Source organism: Streptomyces agglomeratus (genome assembly GCF_001746415.1).
In the GTDB taxonomy this organism is placed as follows: domain Bacteria; phylum Actinomycetota; class Actinomycetes; order Streptomycetales; family Streptomycetaceae; genus Streptomyces; species Streptomyces agglomeratus.
Window position 1 is genome coordinate 8005962 of sequence record NZ_MEHJ01000001.1, and the last position, 19685, is coordinate 8025646.

Sequence of the window (19685 nt, forward strand, 5' to 3'; positions counted from 1 at the left end):
CCGGGCCGGGGCGATCCCGCGCAGCCAGGGCGGCCATGAGCCATTCAGGTCGCCAAGCCGAGACGACTTCCGGAGCGCATTTTCATGACGCAGGCCGAGCTAGGTTACGCAGGCCACTCTGACGCGACCGACCAACTGATCACCGCGCCCGCCGGTCCGCACGAAGCCCTGAGTGCCCAGCTCCTTGGCCTCTCGGACGGCAACGTCGTCCGAATCCCCTCCGACGGGCCGGAGTTCGGTCTTCCACCACGCTCCCTGCGGATTCAAGCCTCGAGCTTCACTACCTCGCTCTCCCCGCTCGACCGGGTGAAGGTGGCTGCGTTGACAGCCGGCTGGGTAGTGTGCCTGGTCTGGTTCTGGACATGGTGGCTGCAGCCCGAGCACCGGATCAGCTGGGTAGGGCTGGCTGTGAACAGCGCGCTGTTGATGTACCTGGCACTCATTCCCCTGCACTTCCTCGTCGCGGTCCTGCGCCTTCGCAGGTTCAATCCGGAGATCGAGGTGCCACCCGTGAGGGCCGCGTTCGTGGTGACCCGCGCCCCCTCCGAGCAATGGGAGATGGCCCGCGCCACGCTCCGGGCGATGCTGGCGCAGGACTTTGCGTACTCGTACCACGTGTGGCTCTGCGACGAGGACCCGTCTCAGGAGATCCTGCAGTGGTGCGAGGCGAACGGGGTGCGGATGTCGTGCCGGCGTGGCCTGCCGGACTACCACCGGGCCACGTGGCCCCGCCGGACGCGATGCAAGGAGGGCAACCTTGCATATTTCTACGACAACTGGGGGTACCGGGACTACGACGTCGTCGCCCAGCTCGACTGTGACCACGTGCCGCACCCGACGTACCTGACCGAGGTGGTCCGGCCGTTCGCCGACCCCGCGATCGGATACGTGGCCGCCCCGAGCGTGTGCGACACCAACGCCGCCACCTCGTGGTCGGCTCGAGGGCGTCTCCACCGGGAAGCACTGTTTCACGGCGCTGTCCAGCTCGGACACTCCGGAGGTCTGGCTCCCGTATGCATCGGCTCCCACTACGCAGTTCGCACTCGGGCTCTGCGGGACATCGGGGGAGTGGGCCCCGAGCTGGCCGAGGACTTCTCCACCAGCTTCCTCATCAACTCGGCAGGCTGGCAAGGGGCATTCGCCATTGATGCCGAGGCTCACGGCGACGGGCCGATCACCTTCGCCGCGATGGCGACACAGGAGTTCCAGTGGTCGCGAAGCCTGGCTGTGATGCTCTTCGGGCTGGTCCCTCGGCACCTGGGCCGCCTGCGCGGGTGGCTGCGGGTCAGGTTCCTCCTCGCATTGTTGTTCTATCCGCTCCTCGCGCTGACGTCGACGGCCGGACTCGCGCTGCCTCCCGTGGCAGCAGTCACCGGACTGGCATGGATCAACGTGAACTACTTCGAATTCCTCGGCCACTTCTGGGCGATGTCCGTATGGATGGCATTCATGGCCGTGATGATGCGTCGGCGCGGCCTGTTGCGGCCACCGGACGCACCAGTGCTGAGCTGGGAGAACTGGCTGTTCAGTCTGTCCCGCTGGCCGTTCGTCGCTTGGGGGGTGGGCGCAGCCGTACTGCAGAAGCTCCGTCCCCGGACGGTCGTCTTCAAGGTCACGCCGAAAAGACGTCACGGTCTGGAACCCCTGCCTTTGCGGCTCGTGGCGCCACATCTCCTCATCACAGCGACACTGTCAGGTGCGGCCATCATCGGAGAGCTCACCGGGCCTGCGGCGGGATATGTCTTCCTGTGCATTATCGGCGCCCTGTCGTACGCGGTGGTCACGCTTGCGATTAGCGGACTGCATGTCGTCGAGACGGCCAGAGCGGCTGGAGTGCCCGCGCACCGCGCGCTGGTGACGGCCCGCGGGCCGCTCCTCGCCGGCACCGCGGTGCTCCTTCCGCTCGCGTGGGCCATCTCGATGTACCCGGTCTACCTGGCAGGCCTACTCAACTGGTGAAACGGACATGCCCCCACGAAGTCTCGTGACGAGCCTGAAAGAAAGAGGTAATCCAATGTCTGCAACGGTCCTGGTGACCGGCGGTGCCGGATTCATCGGCAGCCACACCTGCGTCGAGCTGCTCGATCACGGCTACGACGTGGTCGTTGTCGATGACCACTCCAACAGCTCGCCCCAGGCCCTGGAGCGCGTTGCGGCGATCGCCGGCCGACCGGTCGCCGCGACCTACGAGATTGACCTGCGCGACCGGCGCGCACTGTCCAGGGTGTTCGACACCCATGCCTTCGACGCGGTCATCCACTTCGCCGCGAAGAAGGCGGTAGGCGAATCCGTGGAGAATCCGGTCGAGTACTACGACACCAACGTCGGTGGCACTACCACACTTCTTTCGGCGATGCGCACGCACGACGTGAACCGGCTGGTCTTCTCGTCATCCTGCTCGATCTACGGCGATGCCGCCAAGGAGCCGTTGACCGAGCAGGACCCGGCAGGCCCCACCAACCCGTACGCCACGACGAAGTGGCTCTGCGAGCAGGTGCTGGCCGATACCTGTCGGCACCTGCCGGACATGCGCGTCCTGGCGCTGCGGTACTTCAATCCGGTCGGCGCTCACCCAACCGGGCTGTTGGGCGAGGACCCCCGGGGCGTGCCCAACAACGTCATGCCGTACCTGGCCCAGATCGCGATCGGGCGACTGCGCCGGCTCAGGGTCTTCGGCGACGACTACCCCACTGCGGACGGCACCGGAGTCCGCGATTACATCCACGTCATGGACGTTGCCGAGGGGCACAGGGCCGCGCTCGAACATCTCGGTGATGCGAACGGAATGCGCACGTTCAATCTCGGCACCGGGGTGGGCACCTCCGTCCTCCAACTCGTGGCAGCCTTCGCCGACGCGTGCGGCCGGGAGATCCCCTACGAGATCGTCGCGCGCAGGCCGGGTGACGTGGCCGCGCTTGTCGCTGATCCGAGCGCCGTGGCCCGGGCCTGGAGCTGGGCCACGACGCGCGATCTCGCCACGATGTGCCGCGACGCGTGGCGATTCCAGGAGCAGAACCCGTCGGGCTATCCCAGACTGACTCATCTGGAGTCGTCTGAAGTTCTTCAGACAGGAGCCCCAGCATGCGGTTGACCGTCATCGGCACGGGGTACCTCGGAGCTGTGCACGCCGCGTGCATGGCCGATATCGGGCACGAGGTCCTCGGCGTCGATATCGACGCCGACAAGATCAGGGCGCTGGCCGACGGCAGACCCCCCTTCTTCGAACCAGGTCTGCGTCAGATTCTCACCAGGAACATCGGTTCCGGGCGGCTGAGATTCACTACCTCGCTGCGCGAAGCTGCCGAGTTCGGCGACGTCCACTTCGTGTGCGTGGGCACACCACAGCAGCGTGACTCCCTTGCCGCGGATCTACGTCACGTCGACGCTGTCATCGACGCTCTGGCTCCGCATCTGCGCCGCCCGTGCCTGATCGTGGGCAAATCCACTGTTCCGGTCGGCACGACGGAACGGCTCGCCGCCCGATTGACAGAACTCCTCCCCGACGCTTCAGCCGTCGAGGTCGCCTGGAACCCCGAGTTCCTGCGCGAGGGCTACGCCGTCCACGACACCCTCCAGCCCGACCGGCTCGTGACCGGCGTCGTCTCGTCACACGCCGACGAGGTGCTTCGTGCGGTGTACGCGCCAATGCTGGAGGCAGGCGTTCCATACATCAGCACGGATCCGGCGACCGCAGAGCTCGTCAAGGTGGCGGCGAACTCGTTCCTCGCCACCAAGATCTCGTTCATCAACGCCATGGCCGAGGTGTGCGACGCATCCGGGGCCGACGTGGTCACCCTGGCTGACGCGATCGGGCACGACACGCGGATTGGACGTCGCTTCCTCTCCGCAGGTCTCGGCTTCGGCGGCGGATGCCTCCCCAAGGACATCCGGGCCTTCACCGCCCGCGCCCGTGAACTCGGCGTTGACCGTGCCGTGGCCTTCCTGCGGGAGGTAGACGAGATCAATATGCGGCAGCGTCGGCGCACCGTCGACATCGCAAGAGAACTGGCCGGCGGCACCTTCACCGGGCGCCGCGTCGCGGTGCTCGGCGCGACGTTCAAGCCGAACAGCGACGATGTACGCGACTCGCCTTCGCTCGCCGTCGCCGCTGCGATCCACCGCGAAGGGGCCGAGGTCTGCCTCCATGACCCGGAAGGCGTCGACAACGCTCGCGCGGTCCTCCCCGCCCTACGGTACTCCCCTGATGTCAGCACAGCCTGCCAGGACGCCTGTCTGGTGCTGCACCTGACGGAGTGGAGCCAGTACCGCAAGCTGGATCCCGTCGCACTGGCAGCGGTGGTGCGCACGCCGAACGTCCTGGACGCACGCAATGGCCTTGATGCCGAGCTGTGGCGCTCGGCTGGCTGGACCGTGCGTGCGCTCGGACGGCCGACGCCCGGCCGCCAGCCTGTACACGTCACCATCCCTCACGCCGCCGGCTTGGGCTGGGCCGCCCCGATCGACGCCGGCAGGCTAAGCCTCGCACCGAAGTAGTCAACACGGCCGGGGTCGACGCCGAGCGACCTCAGATCCACTGCGCCCGTCACGCCTTCGGTGCATGCTGGCACCATCGTGACGGTCTCGGTCACATTCGTGATCGGGACCGTCACACCCGCAAGGCACGGGTCTTCGCTCGTGCCCGTCGGGTCGGAGCCAAGCCGTTCTTGACCAGCGGCTGTGCGCCACAGGCCTAGATCGTTGTACGTTCCGCCACCCCACCGCACCTGCCAATCTCCCGTACTGAAGTAGCCGTTGCCCTGGAAGCGCACCTGTGCGGGTGTGTAGGCCGTTAGCGACTCGACCAGCGAGGCCCGGTCAGTGACGAAGAGATTGTTGCGAACCATGGCGCCGCTGAGTCCCTCCTGCAGACGCAGGGCCGGGGCTCGCACGGACCCGTTGGCCTTCTGCACGACCGTGTTGTGGTAGACATCCAAGTCCTTGATCCGCGTTCCGTACGCCACGATCCCGCCATACAGGGACAACTTCCGGGCGTCGTCCCCACTGAGGTTGAAGCGGACGGTGTTGTTCTTGTGCGCACTGTTGTCCGCAGCGGAATAGACCAAGTATCCGGGGCCGTCGTTGCGGAAGGACAGGTTGTACTGGAGCACCGAGGAGGACACATTGTTGTCCAGGCCGAACCCGCCACCGTCCGAACGAGAGCCGGTGTGGTTGGCGTACGACACGTTGTTCTCGATGACCAATCCGGTCGAGTCGTACGTCCAGATCCCCTCTGGCCCCTCCATTGCCATGGCAGACGACTTCGACCCGTTGTCGTGCGAGATGGACCGCTGTACCTTGCCGGTGCGGACACTGCCGAGGACGATGCCGCTACCGGTATTGCGGTCGTGGGCCGCTGGGTCGCCGTCATTGCCGTACGCCTTGACTCGTGACAGGGTCACACGCTCATGCGCGTACTTCGGAGCCTCCGCATCGAAGGCGGGCCCGTACGTGGCGAGACCCGCATCCTTGTTGTCGCGCACGGTGGAGTCGGTGACCCGCACATCGCGGAAGCCTGAGCTACCCCTTCCCGCGCCGATCCCGATCCCGGTCCGGAAACGTGAGATATCGACATTGGAGACGGTGACGTGGTCCAGCTCTTTGCCGCCTGCGGCATCGGCGAAGAAGCTGATGCCGGCCCGCTTCTTGAACGAGGTGGCGTCGCCGACGAGGTTGAGATTGCGGATCTCGACACCAGCTGTGTTGTGGACGGAGATTCCTGATTTACCGTTGGCCACGATCGTGGCTCGTCCGTCGCCGTACGAATCGATCACCACGGGAGCCTTCGCGCTTCCCGCATCTTGCGAGCCAAGAGTCAACTCGCCGCGGAAGCGGACACCAGCCCGGAGTCTCAGCCGGTCCCCAGGCTTGAACCTTGCCGAGTCGGCCCGCGCCAGCGACCGCCAAGCGCGGGAGGAGGACATACCGTCATTTTCGTCGTCACCATCCGGACTGATGTAATACGTATACCCACCCGCAGCGTTCGGGCTCGGCGGTGCGTACGGTCTAGGCAGCTCACATCCGAAGAGGAAAAGGATTGCGGCCGCGAGCCCACCCGTCGCGACGTGCCTGCTTCGTAGAGAGCACCCAACGCCACGCGGACGTCCGACGAAACGATGACCATCCCTGCTCGTTCGGCTCCGCATCGGCGCCCCTCTCTCATCTCTAGTCACTGCCGAATGGACTCGTGCGAGCACCGGCGTCACCGGCAGAATCTCCGACGGCGGAGCTTTGCACCTTTCAGGCGGGGCAGCCGAGACCCTGCAACCAGCCATGATCGGCAGCGAAGCAGCCCTCTTCCGACAGCGCCAGGTTGTCCAACCGAGCGCAGTCCGCAGGAGGAGGGATGACGCCGACGACACCCCTCAGTTCCGAATTCGGGTCCCGACGCGTAGAAGATCAGCCTGCCAGACGCTACGTGCTGGGTTTGTTAATGACATGTCGCACAGGGATGAAGAATGGGCCTTCCCCCGTGAAGGTGGGCACGCGGTTATTGATCACGCGGCGAGCGTGAGTTTAGCGGTGTGGTGTCGGCGTTCGTATTCGTTGGGGCTGAGGTGGCCGTTGGCGGAGTGCCGGCGGCGGGTGTTGTAGCGGGTCAGCCAGGCAAAGACGGTCCTGCGGCAGGTGTCGGCGTCACCGTAGTCGTGGGTGCCCTGGAGGGTCTCGCGTTTCAGGGAGGCGTGGAAGCTTTCGCAGGCCGCGTTGTCGGCGCTGGTGCCGACCGCGCCCATCGATCGGGTCACTCCGAACTGGTCGCAGAGGCCGGCGAAGGCCCGGGATCCGTATTGGGCCCCGTGGTCGGAGTGGAACACGGCACCGTCCAGGCCGCCTCGGGTCGAGGCCGCCATCCGCAGTGCGTCGGCGACCAGGCCGGTGCGCATGTGGTCGGCGATGGACCAGCCGACGACCTTGCGGCTGAAGCAGTCCAGCACGGTCGCGAGATAGAGGAACTCCCCGTTTTTCAGGGGGAGATAGGTGATGTCGCCCATGTATTTCAGGCCGGGTTCGGTGGCGGTGAAGTCCCGCTGGAACAGGTCCGGGACCGGTGAGGTGGCCGGGTCGGGGACGGTGGTGCGCACGCGTCTGCGCAGGCGGATTCCGGTGATGGAGAACGTCCGCATGATCCGGGCGACGCGCTTTTCGTTGACCCGCCGTCCTTTCTCGCGGAGCTCGGCGGTCACGCGCGGGAGCCGTAGGCGCCGCCGGATGCGCCGTGGACCTCGCGGATCTCCTCGGCCAGGATCCGGTCCTCCCGCTGCCGGGTGGCCCGGGCCTCGGCGCCGGCGAGCCATTTGTAGTAGCTGGACCGGTTCACGTCCAGGACCTGGCAGAGCCGCTTCACCTCGTAGGTGTTGCGATGGTCGTCAACGAACTGGAAGCGGCTCATCACCAGTTCGTCTCTCCGGCGAAATACTTGGCCGCCTTGCGGAGGATGTCCCGCTCGGTGGCGAGCTTGCGCTCACTTGCCTCGAGCTCGGCCACCCGGGCCTCCAACTGCCGCACCCGCTCGTTCGGATCAGCGGACGGCACCGCCTCCCGAGGCTGGGCGCCCGGCTTCGCAGCCGCGGCGGTGATGCCACGGCGTTCGCGGTCCCGCAGTACCCACTCCCGCAGGGTCGCCCGGTTGACGCCCAGGTCAGCGGCGATGCTCTTGTAGATCGCCCCGGGTGTGGACTCGTACAGGGCCACGGGCCTTGAACTCGTCCGAATAGTCCTTCATCGCCATCGGCGGTCTTCTCGCTTCCTCCGGATCGAGCAGATCCAGTATCAGCGTGTCCACCACTCAGGGGGAGGCCCCCCCAGCCCATCGCCGGCGTGCTCACCTTTCATCCCGCCCATGCCCGCACGGCCGCCCATCTCCGGCGGGAGCTCGCACTGCCCGGGCCATCCAACGCGACGATCGAAGTGACCACCCTGCGCCACCGCACCGCCCAACTCCTCAGAAGCCGTATCTCAACCGAACATGATCGCTTGATTTGTGCTGGTCAGGAATGGTCTAGCTCTGAAGGAGGGAGACATCCGGCGTCTTGTTTCCGCTCCGTGAGTGAGGGGTGCGCGATGGCGTCGGTGCTGGGAGTGCTGGAGGAGCGGGAGACAGCGGCCCGGGTGCGGGTGGAAGGGCTGCGGGAGGAAGTCGCCCGTTTGGCTGGGGTGTTGGAGGCCGCCGAGATCGAGCTGGACCGGCGGGTGATCGCGCGGGAAGAGCTGGTCGAGGCCCTGGCAGCCTCGGTTGCCGGGACCACCGCAGTGACCGAGGTTGAGGCGGAGCGGGAAACCGCGCCCGCGCCGGTGCCGGGCTCGATCGTGCCACCCTGGCGCGAAGGACTGCCCGTGACGGTGCTGGCGCCGGACTACCAGCGGATCCTGGGCGTGCTGGAGGAGCGGCAGTCGGCGGGCCAAGGACCGCTGAAGGCCAGGGAGATCACGGTGGGGCTGGGCTTGGAGACGACGCCGGCGAAGGTCGAGGGGGTGCGCTCGAAGGCCAGGCGCCTGGTGGAGCGCGGGTGGCTCATGCAGGAGACGTCGGGGATGTTCAGAGCCGGCCGGCGGCCCGTGTCCGCGCCAGACGCCGGCCCATCCGCGTGACCATCGACCACCGGATCATCGCCTCGCTGCTGGCTGGCAACGTCTCGTAGTCCCGGGCCAGTCGGCGCGAATGCATCAACCACGCGAACGTGCGCTCTACCACCCAACGCCTCGGCAGCACCACGAACCCCGCCGTATCTTCGGTGCGCTTGACGACCTCCAGGGTGAGCGCGAGTTTCTGCCGGCACCAGTCGACCAGGCCGCCGGTGTAACCGCCGTCGGCCCAGACCAGGCAGATGTCGCGGTGCAGGCGGCGTAGCCGCTGCAGCAGACCCACCGCGGCATCCCGGTCACCGATGTTCGCGGCGGTGACCGCGACGACCAGGAGCAGACCGAGGCAGTCGGTCACGATGTGCCGCTTGCGGCCGCCCACCTTCTTCCCGCCGTCCCATCCGCGCGAGACGGACGGCACCGAGGCCGCTGCCTTCACCGACTGCGCATCGATGATCCCGGCCGTCGGCTCCGCCTCACGGCCCTCCTGCTCACGCACCCGTCCGCGCATCCGGTCGTGGAACTCTGTGGTCAGCCCGTGCTCGCGCCAGCGGCGGAAGAACGCGTAGACCCGGCCCCAATCAGGGAAGTCCACGGGCATCGCCCGCCAGGAGATCCCGCCCGCGACCAGGTAACGGATCGCGTCCAACATCTGCCGATGGCAGTAGCCCTCGGGCTGCCCGCCCCGTCCCTGAAGCCAGGCCGGCACCGGCACCAAAGGCCGGATGGCCGCCCATTCCGCATCCGACATGTCCGAGGGATACCGGCGTTCCCGGTCCGGATGGTCGGCCGCGTTGCCGTACACATGCGCGAGGCAGTCACACGATGGAGCAGCCGAGTTGAACTGAACGGGTTCGGACGCGTACAACAACGACACCAGGGCCTCCCGGCACTGCTCGGTTAGATTCGCATCCCCGAGCTACCGAGAGGCCCTGCCTTCATGCGCGCACAACGGGAAGATCACCCCGGCGGGAAACCTGTTCGACCTACACGTTCCATGATCGATTGAGATACGGCTACTCAGTACTGCTGGCGTCGACAACAGCGGAGCCGTCCACGCGGACTCCTACGACCAGGCCCTGGAAGCAGCACATCAAGTCGGCTTCCCGCTAGTGTGCAAGCCCGCCTCGCCCCGCACCCGGTACGCAGCGAGGCAGGTGACCGGCCTGCCGGAGCTCGCAGAAGCCCTCGCTCAGGCCACCGCCGCCACCTGGCCCGGCACTGGCACCGTGATAGAGCCACTGCTCGACGGGATCGAAGCCACCGTCTACACCTCCGACTCGCCATCCGGACCCAGGGTTGTCGCCATTTCCCACGCCACCTTTGACCCGCAGGCCGAGCCCGCCCTGCTCCCGGTGGAAGTGGTGGTCGACGCGGAAGACGTCTGCGCCCCCGCCGTCGAGGACACGGCGAGCCGTGCGCTGGCCGCCCTCGGGCATCGCTCAGGACTGGCGCAGATCCGCATGCGGATCACCTCAACCGGACCACGGGTCATCAGCGTCGCGACCCACCTCACGGACCCCCTGATAGGCATGCTGATCGAGCAGGTGACCGGGATCGACCTCATCTCCCAGGCCGCCCACCACGCCCGCGGCGGGACCGTCCTCACCGACGAGAGCCGCCTCGGCGCGAGCGCGGTGCGCTTCCTCCAGGGTCCCGACACGACCCCTTACTTGCCCCCGAACACGGCAGCCCTTCACCACGTCCCCCCGTACGCCACGCTTCGGCCGTACTCGGTTGAGCGCCGCGTGGGACCCCTGCGGCGCAGAGGTCACCTACTGGTCTCCGGCACGGACTACCCCCAGTGCACCGCGCGCCTGCGCAGCGCCGCGGCCGAGATCCGCACTGCTCGTCTTTCCGCTGTGATCGAGGATTTTAGTTTGCGGGCGAGATAGTTAGTTTGCGGATCTTGGTCCCATAACACTGCGTTGCGATCAGTTCCGAAAAATGGCCCCCGTTGCCGGGCGGGGGGTGCTGTGGTTGGCGCGTGGGCGAGGTAGCGAGGGCGAAGATCCCGTCGGATTCAAGTCACCTGGACCAGCTGATCGCGGAGTACAAGGGGGATGCCGGGCTGCAGGATCGGCTGCGGCTCGGGGACGGCTGGCCGTGTCGGTGGAGTTCGACGTGGCGGGTGGGTGTTGGCGATGCCTGCTGGCCGATCCGGGATATGGATCACGTGCCGGTGCTGTCGTCCCGGCCGATGCGGGGGTTCACGTGGCGGGCAAAGCAGCGGCATCGCCCCGGGCTTGAGGGCATGGCGTCAACGGGCAGGCAGCACGGTTTCGAGTCGTTGGAGGAGATGCGGCTGCTGGTCGCGCTGGACTTCCTGGGTGCATCGGAGGTGCTGTCGCAGCCGTTCCGGCTGGACTTCGAGCACATGGGCGGGCAGTCCTGGCACATCCCGGACTTCCTGGCCCTGATCGACGGCGGGATGTGGCTGCTGGACGTCCGCCCGATGGAGCTGGTCAAGGACGAGGACGCGCTGAAATTCGCGGCGGCCAGGGAGGTGGCGGCGGCATGCGGCTGGCGGTACTCGGTGGTCGCGGCCTGGCGCCTGCATGTTCTGGAGCGTCCTTGATCACCTGTCCTCGCGCCGGCGGCCGTCGAGGGATCTGCTGGGCATGCGGGACCAGTTGCTCACCGCTGTCGGCGACCGGGCGGGACGGGTGATGACATTCTCCGAGCTGGCGGACGCGACCAGCGTGCCTTCCGTTGGCCGGGCGAACATCGTCCGGCTGCTCTGGCAACGCGAGCTCGGTGTTGATCTGGGGAGCCCCTTGCGCGACAACTCGCTGATCTGGGAGACGTAATGGCGGCGAGGGGGTTCTTGCAGATCGCGCCGGGCAGGCAGGTCGCGCTCAACGGGGTCGAGTGGACGATCAAAGACGTCCATGGCCAGCTCGGCCGGCTCGTCCTCGTGGATGGCGACGGCCGCACAGAGACCCGCTCGTTCCGCTGGCTCGTCAACCATGCCGACCTGCGGCTTCTGCCGAGAGCCGAAACATCGGGGCGACCTTCGCCGGTCTCCCGGCAGCCGAAGACACTGGCTGACCTGACCGAGGACCAGCGGGAGCGGGCCCGGCTGAGGGCTGCACATGTATTGGAAGCCGAGACGGGGTTCCGGGAGGGCCACCCGGCTCGGGCCCTGCCGGGTGAACCCCGGCCTGCCTACGACCCGGACTGCACAACACTGACCCAGCGCCGCCACGCGAAGGTGGCGGAGACGAAGGCGATGCACCGCCCGGAGGCGGTCCGACTCGGTCTGCAGCACCTCGGCTACCGGACCCTGGAAGCCGGAGCCGGCTCGGACTCCGGCGGGTCCCACTGCCACAAGAGGGGCTGAAGGGGCTGAACCCCCAGAAAGTGGCTGTAGGCGGAGGCCTTCGAGCGGATTACGCGGCACCGTGACGCTGCCCAGGTCGCGGTGACGGACCTGGAGTCAGCGCTGGCGACGTGGGAGACCATCGTCAGTTTTCCCCGAAGGACACCGTCCGCCGGTGACCACGACCGGAGGACGGGTTTCTGGCATCTCCTGCAGCCGCGCCCTCGCCCGTCCGTTCGCATGCGGGACGGCATGGAGGCTGTGGCCGTTGCGGCGGAGCAGGCGCGGCTCGCGAGGGCCGTTGCGGCGGAGCAGGCGCGGCTCGCGAGCTGACGCGCCGTGCGGGGTGTCGCGAGCGGCTACCAGGCTCAGGCTGACTGCTCGCCGATGGGGTCTGCCTGGGATGCGAACTCCAGGACGGTGTCCGGGTCGCTGCGAGCTTCCTCAAGGATGTCCTGGGGGATTTCGCTGGGCCTGCCGGAGCCGATCCGGAGTGGGGAAGCCCCGTACACGGCCTCGATGCCGTTGAGGAACTTGCGGCGCAAGCGCAGGATACGGAAGAACGGGGTCATGGCCTCGCCCAGGAGCTCCAGGGTGAGGCCCTTGGAGCGGGCCACCTTCATCCTGACTGCGAGGTCGGCGATCGCGGCGGGAGCTGGTCCGACGGTGGCCTGGGCGGCGAGTTCGACGGTGGAGCCCTTCTCGCCCCCGGCGAGTACGGTGCCGTGTTCCGCTGTGACGAGGTGGCTCACTACGCACCACTCCTTGGGCCAGGTACCGGCCCAGTAGCGGCTGACCATCTCGGCGGCGAGCACGGGCTGGGATGCCAAGCGACTTTCGGTGAGGCCCCGGTAGGAGACCAGCACTGAATTGTCTCCCTTGAACTCGACGAGGGCGCCAGCCTGGGCGTCGGCGAGTGCGCTGAACACACCACCAGCCGTGTTTCCCACTGCCTTGAACGTGACATCGACCTGGCCCTTTGTGCGCCAGGACAGCTCGTCGCGTGTCTCGGGAGTCAGTGCCAATGAGGTGATCCCGTTCTCCTCCAGGGTGCTGATCGGTACAAGGCTGCCGGCACTCACAGTGCCTATGTCGCCCAGGCTGTGCCGGGTCGAGGGGTGCCATGTCACCCAGTACCCCTCGCCCCACAGGCCGGACAGCTCAGATATGAACGATCGCGCGATATCGGCCATCAGTCGACTCCGTAGTGCTGGAAGCAGTCGGTGTAGATGCTCGCGCCGAACGGCTTATCGCCGTACGGCAGATCGGTTGTGCCGAGGCGTGCGGACGCCTCGGCACGGGACATCGCCGCAAGCCGCGCTCGCGCGGTGGCGAGTGCGGCCGAAGGGGATGTGGTGTATGCCTCGTAGAAGGCGTGCATGAGTAGAGCCGCCGCTCCGTCGTGTGCGGGCCAAAGCGACGCCACCACGTTGCGTGCCCCCGCGATCAGGAACGCCCCAGGGAGGCTGGTGAACTCACTGGCTGCGTGCAGCCGGGGAAGTCCGGATTCGCAGGCCGCCAGTACGACCAGGGCACAGTGCGGGAGGTGGAGCCGACCCGCGATCTGGGCGGCGGTGAACAGCTCAAGCGCTTCCCCTTCGCCTGGCCGCGGCGCACCGAGCGGGTCGTGCTCCGGACCGGCCAAGACTTCGAGCCCGGAACGGTAGGGGCTTACTCCGTTGAAATGGCCGTGGCAGGCGAAGTGCACACGGCCCGTCGCAGACAGTGTGTCGATCAAGCATTGAGCTGAGGGGGTGCACGGCTGGTAACGAAGGTTGGCGGGCAGGTCGTACGTCGTGTGGCGAAGGGTCCTCGAAGGATCTGGGACCGAGACCCAGGGGCGGCGACCGTCGCGCGGTCGGGCCCTCATCAGGGGCAGTGCGCCCGGGGTGGGCAGGACGCTGACGGCGCAGCCAGGGAAGAGCGAGGCAAGCCGCCAGAAGGGAAGATGGAATAGCTCGTTCTCGGGGGTGACCAGCATCCGCGTGGGCGGCTCGGTGAGGACTTCCCCGGCCAGCTCGGCGATGGTGGATAGCAGCGCCGTGTCCAGTGCGGCCAGCGCCTGCTCGGCGGCGTTGGCCGTTTCATCCCGGTCGTCGGGATGCGTTCCTAGGAACTCTCTGCGGGTGCGCTGTAGGCGGCGAAGGAGCGCCTGACGTTCCTCCGTCGGCCAGGGAGCGAGCCGGGCCGTGGTCCGTCCTTCGCCGGTGAGACACGTGAAGGCGATGCCTTCCGGCACAGCCAGCAGATCGACCAGGGCTTCGCCGGGAGTGAGCGCGGCGGCCAGTTCGTTCGGGGGGACGGGGTTGGAGCTCACGGTGAGCCGGATCCCCGACCGCGCCGCCTGTTCCGTGAGGGCGGCCGCGCTTCGGTTGCGTTCGGCAATCGGTTCCGCGAGCGGCCGGTACTCGGCGGCGGCGAGCTGCAGGGCGGCCTCGGCGGCTCGCAGCCTGAGCATGCCGCGGACCAACGCGGGGTCGTCGTGGCCCTCGACCGCCGAGCCCACGCGCAGTGCCTCCGTCATCGTGGCGGCCCGGGCCCGCTGTCCTATCAGGAGCAAGGTGTCCGGCCGCGGTTCGAGGCCTGCAGGGTCGGCCCCGGCCGCAATCATCCACCGTCCGGGACGGTAGCTCACAGACGCGGCGAGTACGGTCACATCGTAGGCCTCGGCCAGGGCGACGCCGATGCTCTGGCGAAGTTCCGTCGAGGCGGTTCGCTTGCGGAGCTGTTCGCCCAGCTCAAGGGCGGGCTGGACCTCAGCAAGTGCCTCGTGGAGCCGATCCCGGCTGGTCAGATTCCGCGCCAGGTGCGAACGGAACAGGATTTCGCGCAGGTGGTCTCCATGCCGGCGAGCGGTGGCGATGGCAGCGCGGATGGAGAGCTCTGCCTGCAGGGGCTGGTCGGTCCTGGAATAGGCGAGTGCGAGGCCCATCCGCGCGTCCGCCTCGTAGGAGGGTTCGTGAAGCCGGCGAGCCTCCGCGATGCATGCCCGCAGCAGCGGGATGGCCTCGGCAGCACGCTCCGGATGACGGATGAGCGCTGACGCGCGGTGCCAGAGGTCGGGCTCACCCTCCCCGGCCGCATCGTTGTGCAGGTCGTGGCGCCAGTGCCGGGCCCAGTCGGTGTGGCCCGCGCTCTCGGCCTCTACGGCTGCCTGGTGCAGGATGCTCTGGCCGCGTGTGTGTTCACCGATCTGTTCCCAGGTGATCCCGATCTCACTGAGCGCGTACGCTGCCCAGGCCACGTCGCCCGCGGCAAGTGAGAGCGCACGGGCGTCCTCCAGTACGGCCAACGCCTCCTCGAACTCTCCGGCTTGGCGCGCGATGAGCCCGTGCCTGCGCGCAAAGGCGGCAGGGCTAACCATCGCCTGGGCATCCCGCTCGTCGACGAGGTCCCTGATTGGGCGCGCGGCGGTGATGGTTTCCAATGCGGTTTTCGCATGCCCCCGTCTGGCTGCAGCATCGGCTTTGTAGAGCAGTGCCATGCACAGATCGGCAGTGCTACCCTGCCGTTCGGCGTCGGAGACGACAGCCGAAACCTCCTGGTCGAACTCCTCGTATCTCTCCATTTCGTAAAGTACGTCGAGCCGCATTCGTCGAGCCAGCAAGTGCATTCTGGGGAATGCGTCGGTGTACTCTACGGCCTGGTCGAAGAAGGATCCGGCACGATGCGGAACATTGAGAATGAGGAGTTTCTGGGCGCCTGCGAGCAGAACCGCTGTCTGAAGGTGAGGACCGATGGGAGAGGCTGCACGCTCACCCAGCTCGATCATAGTTAGCAGGCGCATCACCGAGGATTCCAGATTCATACGGGCGATCAGGTCGAGCACCTGGGTGGCGCGCTGTTCGAGAAAGGCCGCTTCCGCAGCACCGGGAACCGCCTGAAAGAACCGGACCGCTTCTTCCCGCGATGCCTGACCGTCAAGCACTGCAGTGACCCACCGAATCACCTCATCCTTGTCACGCATGCTCCTCAGGCGTCCCCTCGTCGTCCAGATCCGCGATCTGCTGAGCCACGGATGCGGCGATGGCCGTGAAGTCCGCCGGCAGCGAGGCGAAGACCGATTGCCTCACCTCTTCAGGGTCGTCACCGAGCAGCTGGGCGAGCACTTGCAGGCTGTTCATCGTGTGTGCCATGCGCACCAGGACGACCTCGTCCATGAGGTCGAGGTGCTTGCCCGTCCAGGCCGAAGGCGGCGCCAGGCAGCAGATCCAAACCTGCGCCATGGCGTACTTCGGATCCGGGTAGAAGTAGTACGGCAGATAGGGCAGACGATCGGCGAGCTTTGTCACGTAGGCCCGCACCTCGGGAACCTCCCAGACCTCCCGAGGGTCGTGTTGCGGCACGTCGAAGCTGATGACCAGACTGCCCCGCATCTGTCTGAGCCGGACGATCTCATCGGGTCCCGAGCCGAGTGCGTGGTGCGAATAGCGCACGACGAACGGATAGATGTCGCAGGAGGCCAACAGTTCGGATGCGACCTCCAGGTGCTCGACCTCTGTCCTTCCCGCTGCCGGGCCGTCCGACTTGCAGACTGGGGCGGACAGGGCCGGAGCAGGTACGTCCACGCCGCTCGCCTCGAGTTCGTCCGCCACCCAGACCATTAGGGTGTCGTCCTCGAACTCGGCCCGGTACGCCCACGAGATCGCGATGGCGAACTGCGCATAGGCCTGCCACGTGCTGATCCGGTCCACCGCCATACCGACGTATGCACGGCATGCGGCGACACACTGCTCCGGTTCAGCCGATACGAGTTCGCGCAGCTTGCCCATCTCGATCCTGTGCTTGCCCTCCCCAGTGAGGACGGCAAGCCCCTCGATCTTGGCCTGGAAATCGACTGCCTTCCGCATCTGCTCACGTTCCGCGACGCTTTCCCGGTCTTCCCTGTTCTTGGACATTTGGCGCTCCCTGGAAGCGTTGCTATTTCCAGAATGCGCCCGCCGCCGCGACGTAGCACGTCCGGATGACCCGGTCAGGGCGAGGTGCTGGCTGGCTGTTCAACCTTTGCAGGGACAGAGATTGAACCGCAAACGGCTCTGGGGTGCGCGGCGATCCGTCCACCCTACGACCAACAGACCAGACGCAGCAGTCAGAGAGGCCCAGCGGGATATCGCATTGGACGAGGCGGGCGCGGTAGCGGGGCGAGGGCCCGTGCTTAGGTGTATTGCCCCGGGAGGTTGTGGCAAGGCGACGTCGATCAATACATCGGTCACGAGCCCGAATACGGCAACGACTAGGGCAGCAACAGCCCTGTTGCCGCCATGACGTCGGACCGCCTCTCCATGATACTCACGCACAGTGAACGTCCACCATCATGATCCGCAAACTAACCCTCTCAAGATCCGCAAACATGAATCCTTGACGCGCTTCTGACCTCCACGGTTCAGATCATGATCCGCAAACTAAAGTCCTCGGTCACATCCGCATAGCCGACAAGGAGCCCTGTGGGATCTCAAATCCCGTGTCGGAATCTCACGGCCAATGTCGGATCGACGTCGGAAACCACACCGGCCGTGAGACCGCCCGCTGCCCCGTCGCATCCCAGTTGGCGGATTCTCGCGGGGTCCCAGCCGTGCTGGCGGATTCTCATGTCATCGCGCTCAGAGCGGCGCCGCACCGGATGCGTCCGGCCTGTACTGCGGGGGCGAGGTCGGTCGAGACGTTTAAGATCGGCGCGGCGTCACTGGGGTGCCAGAGGCCGCGCTCCAGTCCGGCCGACCGACCGGTAGGGGCTGTGTATGGAGAGAAAGCGGACGTCGAGGTCGGTCTCCAGGTAGTCCATGCGCCGCTCCCAGAAGGCTTGCATGTGGGGGAGGGCAAGGTGGGCGTCGAGATCGGCCTGGGAGCGCCAGGCCTCGTAGAAGACGAAGACTCCGGGGTCATTGCGATCTTCGTGGAAGTGGTACTCCAGGCAGCCGGACTCCTGCCGGGTCGGCTCGACGAACGAGAGCAGAAGCTGCTTCAGCTCCTCGGCACGTTCGGGTTTGGGGCGAGCGGTGCCGACGAGTGCGAATGGCTGAGTCATGCAGGGTTCTCTCCCTGATAGGTACAATCAATCTCGTACCTGCCGGACGCTACCGAACTCATAGGTACGATGCAATCCGTACCTGAATGGAGGTGTCCCGAATGCCCGACGGTGAAGGCCACCCGAACGTCGAGGAGATCGAGCTCGGCCCGGTCCTCTCCGCGCTGGCAGATCCGCTGCGCCGCCGAGTGGTGCGTGAGCTGGCAGCCGGACCCGACGGCGCGGCCAGGACGTGCAGCTCCTTCGGGCTGCCGGTCTCCAAGGCGACCGTCACACACCACTTCCGTGCACTGCGCGAGGCCGGGTTGATCCGGCAGGTCGACCGGGGCAACAGCCGGATGGCCAGCCTGCGCCGGGCCGACATCGAGCAGCGGTTTCCTGGACTGCTGGGCATCGTGGCAGCCGAGCCGGAGGAGTGAGCTCAGGGGCGGGACAGTCCCGTTCACACCAGCGCCCTGACCCACGCTCGCGTTGACGCCGCGCCCACGGCAGACGCGACTTCCGTGAAAGCCAGGCCGATTGAGAACGTCCGGAGCCCGGATTCTCAAACCGTCTGGCAACACCGCAGGTCAAAACCCTTTCATGTGTCACGTGCGTTGCGACAGGACACCCACAGCTGCGTCATGGGCGACAGCCTCCACCGCGACGGGTCCGAAGGAGCGCTTCTTCCGGTGGGCCGGTGGGCCAGGCGCCGATTGGGCTGGAACACGGAGAGAGCAGCGGCGCCGACACCCCGGCCGCATCCTGCGGCGGCCAACCCAGCCCTGCGATGGGCCCGATCCCGCCACGGGGTAACAGCGCCTCAAGTACTGGTGCCGGACCCCGGTCAGTAGCCCCCGGAGGGCTACCGGCGGTTGCAGCGGTCCAGCACCGTGTCCTGAGCCCCCGCTGCCCCGCTTCCGAGCCGAGGACTACCGTGCCCACCCCTGCCCTGAATGCCACCGCGCCACACCCAGCCGCCGCAACAACCGTTCTCTCGCACGCTGAGACCCAGACCCTCACCCGCCCCGCGACGCTCGACGACTTCGACGCGGTGAACGCGCTCCATGAACGCTGCTCACTTCAGACGCGCTTCGCCCGCTACCAAGCCGCCCGGCGAGCACTGCGCCTCGCCGAGTTCCATCACCTGACCCGCCCTGACAGCAGCCTCACCTGGGTCACCTATCCCGAGGACGACCCACACCAGCTCGTCGCGACCACCAACCTGGTCCGCACGACGGAGGCCTGCGCGGCCGAGCTCGGCATCATGATCGAGGACGCCTGGCAGAGCCGGGGCCTGGGCACCTCACTGGTGCAGTACGCCCGCAGGCAAGCCCGCGCCTTCGGCTGCTCCTCGATGGTCGTCATGACCGGCTCGGACAACGTGCGGATGCTTAAGATCATGAGGACGCTCGGTGCCGCCCCGCCGGCCATTCACAGTTCGACCGTCGACCTCGCGGTCCCCGTCGGGTAGCCCGATGGACCTCACCGCGCCAGCAGAGCCTCTGCACCTGTCCCGGCCGGACGGCGCGCGCCTCGCCGTCTACCGGCGAGAGCCGAGCGCCGCCGCGACGTGACGCTGATCCTGGCGCACGACTGGTCGGCCTCCGCCGCCGTGTGGGACGACGTGATCCGCCACCTTCCGGCAGACGACCGGATGCGCGTGCTCACCTTCGACCAGCGCTCCTGGCCGACGACCTGCAAGCCGTGCTGAGCGCATCCAGCCCGGATACCCCGGCCATCGTGGCCGCGCACTCGATGGGGTCGATCGCGCGTTCCCTA

Annotated in this window: 17 protein-coding genes and 1 pseudogene; 11 read left to right on the top strand and 7 right to left on the bottom strand. The window is 67.1% G+C overall.

Annotation, left to right across the window (positions count from 1 at the left end; all coding sequences use genetic code 11):
- The first annotated feature begins 84 nt into the window (after window positions 1-84).
- The 3 genes from AS594_RS35185 to AS594_RS35195 are packed head-to-tail and all read left to right on the top strand — an operon-like array spanning window position 85 to window position 4494.
- On the top strand, window positions 85-1959 hold the full coding sequence (locus tag AS594_RS35185) for a glycosyltransferase family 2 protein (RefSeq protein WP_069935746.1): 1875 nt from the start codon (window positions 85-87) through the stop codon (window positions 1957-1959).
- Window positions 1960-2014: 55 nt separating this feature from the next.
- Window positions 2015-3091 (top strand): UDP-glucose 4-epimerase GalE, encoded by a 1077-nt coding sequence (galE, locus tag AS594_RS35190; RefSeq protein ID WP_069774478.1) that lies wholly within the window; start codon window positions 2015-2017, stop codon window positions 3089-3091.
- Entirely contained in the window at window positions 3082-4494 is a 1413-nt protein-coding gene (locus tag AS594_RS35195; RefSeq protein WP_069774476.1) for a UDP-glucose dehydrogenase family protein, read from the top strand. The genes galE and AS594_RS35195 overlap by 10 nt, the downstream gene beginning before the upstream one ends.
- Here the strand turns inward: AS594_RS35195 and AS594_RS35200 are convergent.
- Together AS594_RS35200 and AS594_RS35205 are read right to left on the bottom strand one after the other, a co-directional pair.
- Window positions 4428-5771 carry a right-handed parallel beta-helix repeat-containing protein gene (locus tag AS594_RS35200; protein WP_240509179.1) on the bottom strand — a complete coding sequence of 448 codons (1344 nt, stop codon included), beginning with the start codon at window positions 5769-5771 and terminating at the stop codon, window positions 4428-4430. The two genes, AS594_RS35195 and AS594_RS35200, sit on opposite strands and share 67 nt — an antisense overlap.
- A gap of 723 nt (window positions 5772-6494) precedes the next feature.
- Window positions 6495-7726: pseudogene (locus AS594_RS35205) on the bottom strand (IS3 family transposase).
- Between the two features lie 332 nt (window positions 7727-8058).
- Here AS594_RS35205 and AS594_RS35215 point away from each other — a divergent pair.
- Entirely contained in the window at window positions 8059-8586 is a 528-nt protein-coding gene (locus AS594_RS35215) for a hypothetical protein (protein ID WP_107358027.1), read from the top strand.
- On the opposite strand, the gene AS594_RS35220 is transcribed toward AS594_RS35215, so the two are convergent.
- The gene (locus tag AS594_RS35220; protein WP_107383068.1) at window positions 8534-9328 is read right to left on the bottom strand and encodes an IS5 family transposase; all 795 of its coding nucleotides are present in this window, start codon (window positions 9326-9328) and stop codon (window positions 8534-8536) included. The genes AS594_RS35215 and AS594_RS35220 overlap by 53 nt on opposite strands.
- Before the next feature lie 406 nt (window positions 9329-9734).
- Between AS594_RS35220 and AS594_RS35225 the strand changes: the two genes are divergently transcribed.
- The 4 genes from AS594_RS35225 to AS594_RS35235 all read left to right on the top strand — a co-directional run bounded on the left by AS594_RS35225 (window position 9735) and on the right by AS594_RS35235 (window position 11920).
- Window positions 9735-10472, top strand: coding sequence for a hypothetical protein (locus tag AS594_RS35225; RefSeq protein WP_240509180.1), 738 nt, complete (start codon window positions 9735-9737; stop codon window positions 10470-10472).
- Window positions 10473-10831: 359 nt separating this feature from the next.
- A complete protein-coding gene (locus AS594_RS46675; protein WP_240509181.1) occupies window positions 10832-11155 on the top strand; it encodes a hypothetical protein in 324 nt (107 codons plus the stop codon).
- A gap of 43 nt (window positions 11156-11198) precedes the next feature.
- Entirely contained in the window at window positions 11199-11387 is a 189-nt protein-coding gene (locus AS594_RS46680) for a hypothetical protein (protein WP_240509182.1), read from the top strand.
- Window positions 11387-11920 (top strand): hypothetical protein, encoded by a 534-nt coding sequence (locus AS594_RS35235; RefSeq protein ID WP_069935747.1) that lies wholly within the window; start codon window positions 11387-11389, stop codon window positions 11918-11920. Before AS594_RS46680 ends, AS594_RS35235 begins: the two co-directional genes overlap by 1 nt.
- Before the next feature lie 347 nt (window positions 11921-12267).
- Here AS594_RS35235 and AS594_RS35245 read toward each other — a convergent pair whose 3' ends face one another.
- The 4 genes from AS594_RS35245 to AS594_RS35260 all read right to left on the bottom strand — a co-directional run bounded on the left by AS594_RS35245 (window position 12268) and on the right by AS594_RS35260 (window position 17924).
- Window positions 12268-13092, bottom strand: a complete 825-nt coding sequence (locus AS594_RS35245; RefSeq protein ID WP_069935749.1) for a hypothetical protein — start codon at window positions 13090-13092, stop codon at window positions 12268-12270.
- The gene (locus AS594_RS35250) at window positions 13092-15866 is read right to left on the bottom strand and encodes a CHAT domain-containing protein (RefSeq protein ID WP_069935750.1); all 2775 of its coding nucleotides are present in this window, start codon (window positions 15864-15866) and stop codon (window positions 13092-13094) included. Before AS594_RS35250 ends, AS594_RS35245 begins: the two co-directional genes overlap by 1 nt.
- A complete protein-coding gene (locus AS594_RS35255) occupies window positions 15859-16797 on the bottom strand; it encodes a hypothetical protein (RefSeq protein WP_069935751.1) in 939 nt (312 codons plus the stop codon). The genes AS594_RS35250 and AS594_RS35255 overlap by 8 nt, the downstream gene beginning before the upstream one ends.
- Before the next feature lie 782 nt (window positions 16798-17579).
- Window positions 17580-17924 carry a putative quinol monooxygenase gene (locus AS594_RS35260; RefSeq protein ID WP_069935752.1) on the bottom strand — a complete coding sequence of 115 codons (345 nt, stop codon included), beginning with the start codon at window positions 17922-17924 and terminating at the stop codon, window positions 17580-17582.
- Between the two features lie 101 nt (window positions 17925-18025).
- Here AS594_RS35260 and AS594_RS35265 point away from each other — a divergent pair, with 101 nt between their 5' ends.
- From AS594_RS35265 to AS594_RS46685, 3 genes are all read left to right on the top strand, one after another.
- On the top strand, window positions 18026-18343 hold the full coding sequence (locus AS594_RS35265) for an ArsR/SmtB family transcription factor (protein ID WP_069935753.1): 318 nt from the start codon (window positions 18026-18028) through the stop codon (window positions 18341-18343).
- Window positions 18344-18840: 497 nt separating this feature from the next.
- On the top strand, window positions 18841-19377 hold the full coding sequence (locus AS594_RS35270; RefSeq protein ID WP_240509183.1) for a GNAT family N-acetyltransferase: 537 nt from the start codon (window positions 18841-18843) through the stop codon (window positions 19375-19377).
- A gap of 99 nt (window positions 19378-19476) precedes the next feature.
- Window positions 19477-19617, top strand: coding sequence for a hypothetical protein (locus AS594_RS46685; protein WP_240509184.1), 141 nt, complete (start codon window positions 19477-19479; stop codon window positions 19615-19617).
- The last annotated feature ends 68 nt before the right edge of the window (window positions 19618-19685 follow it).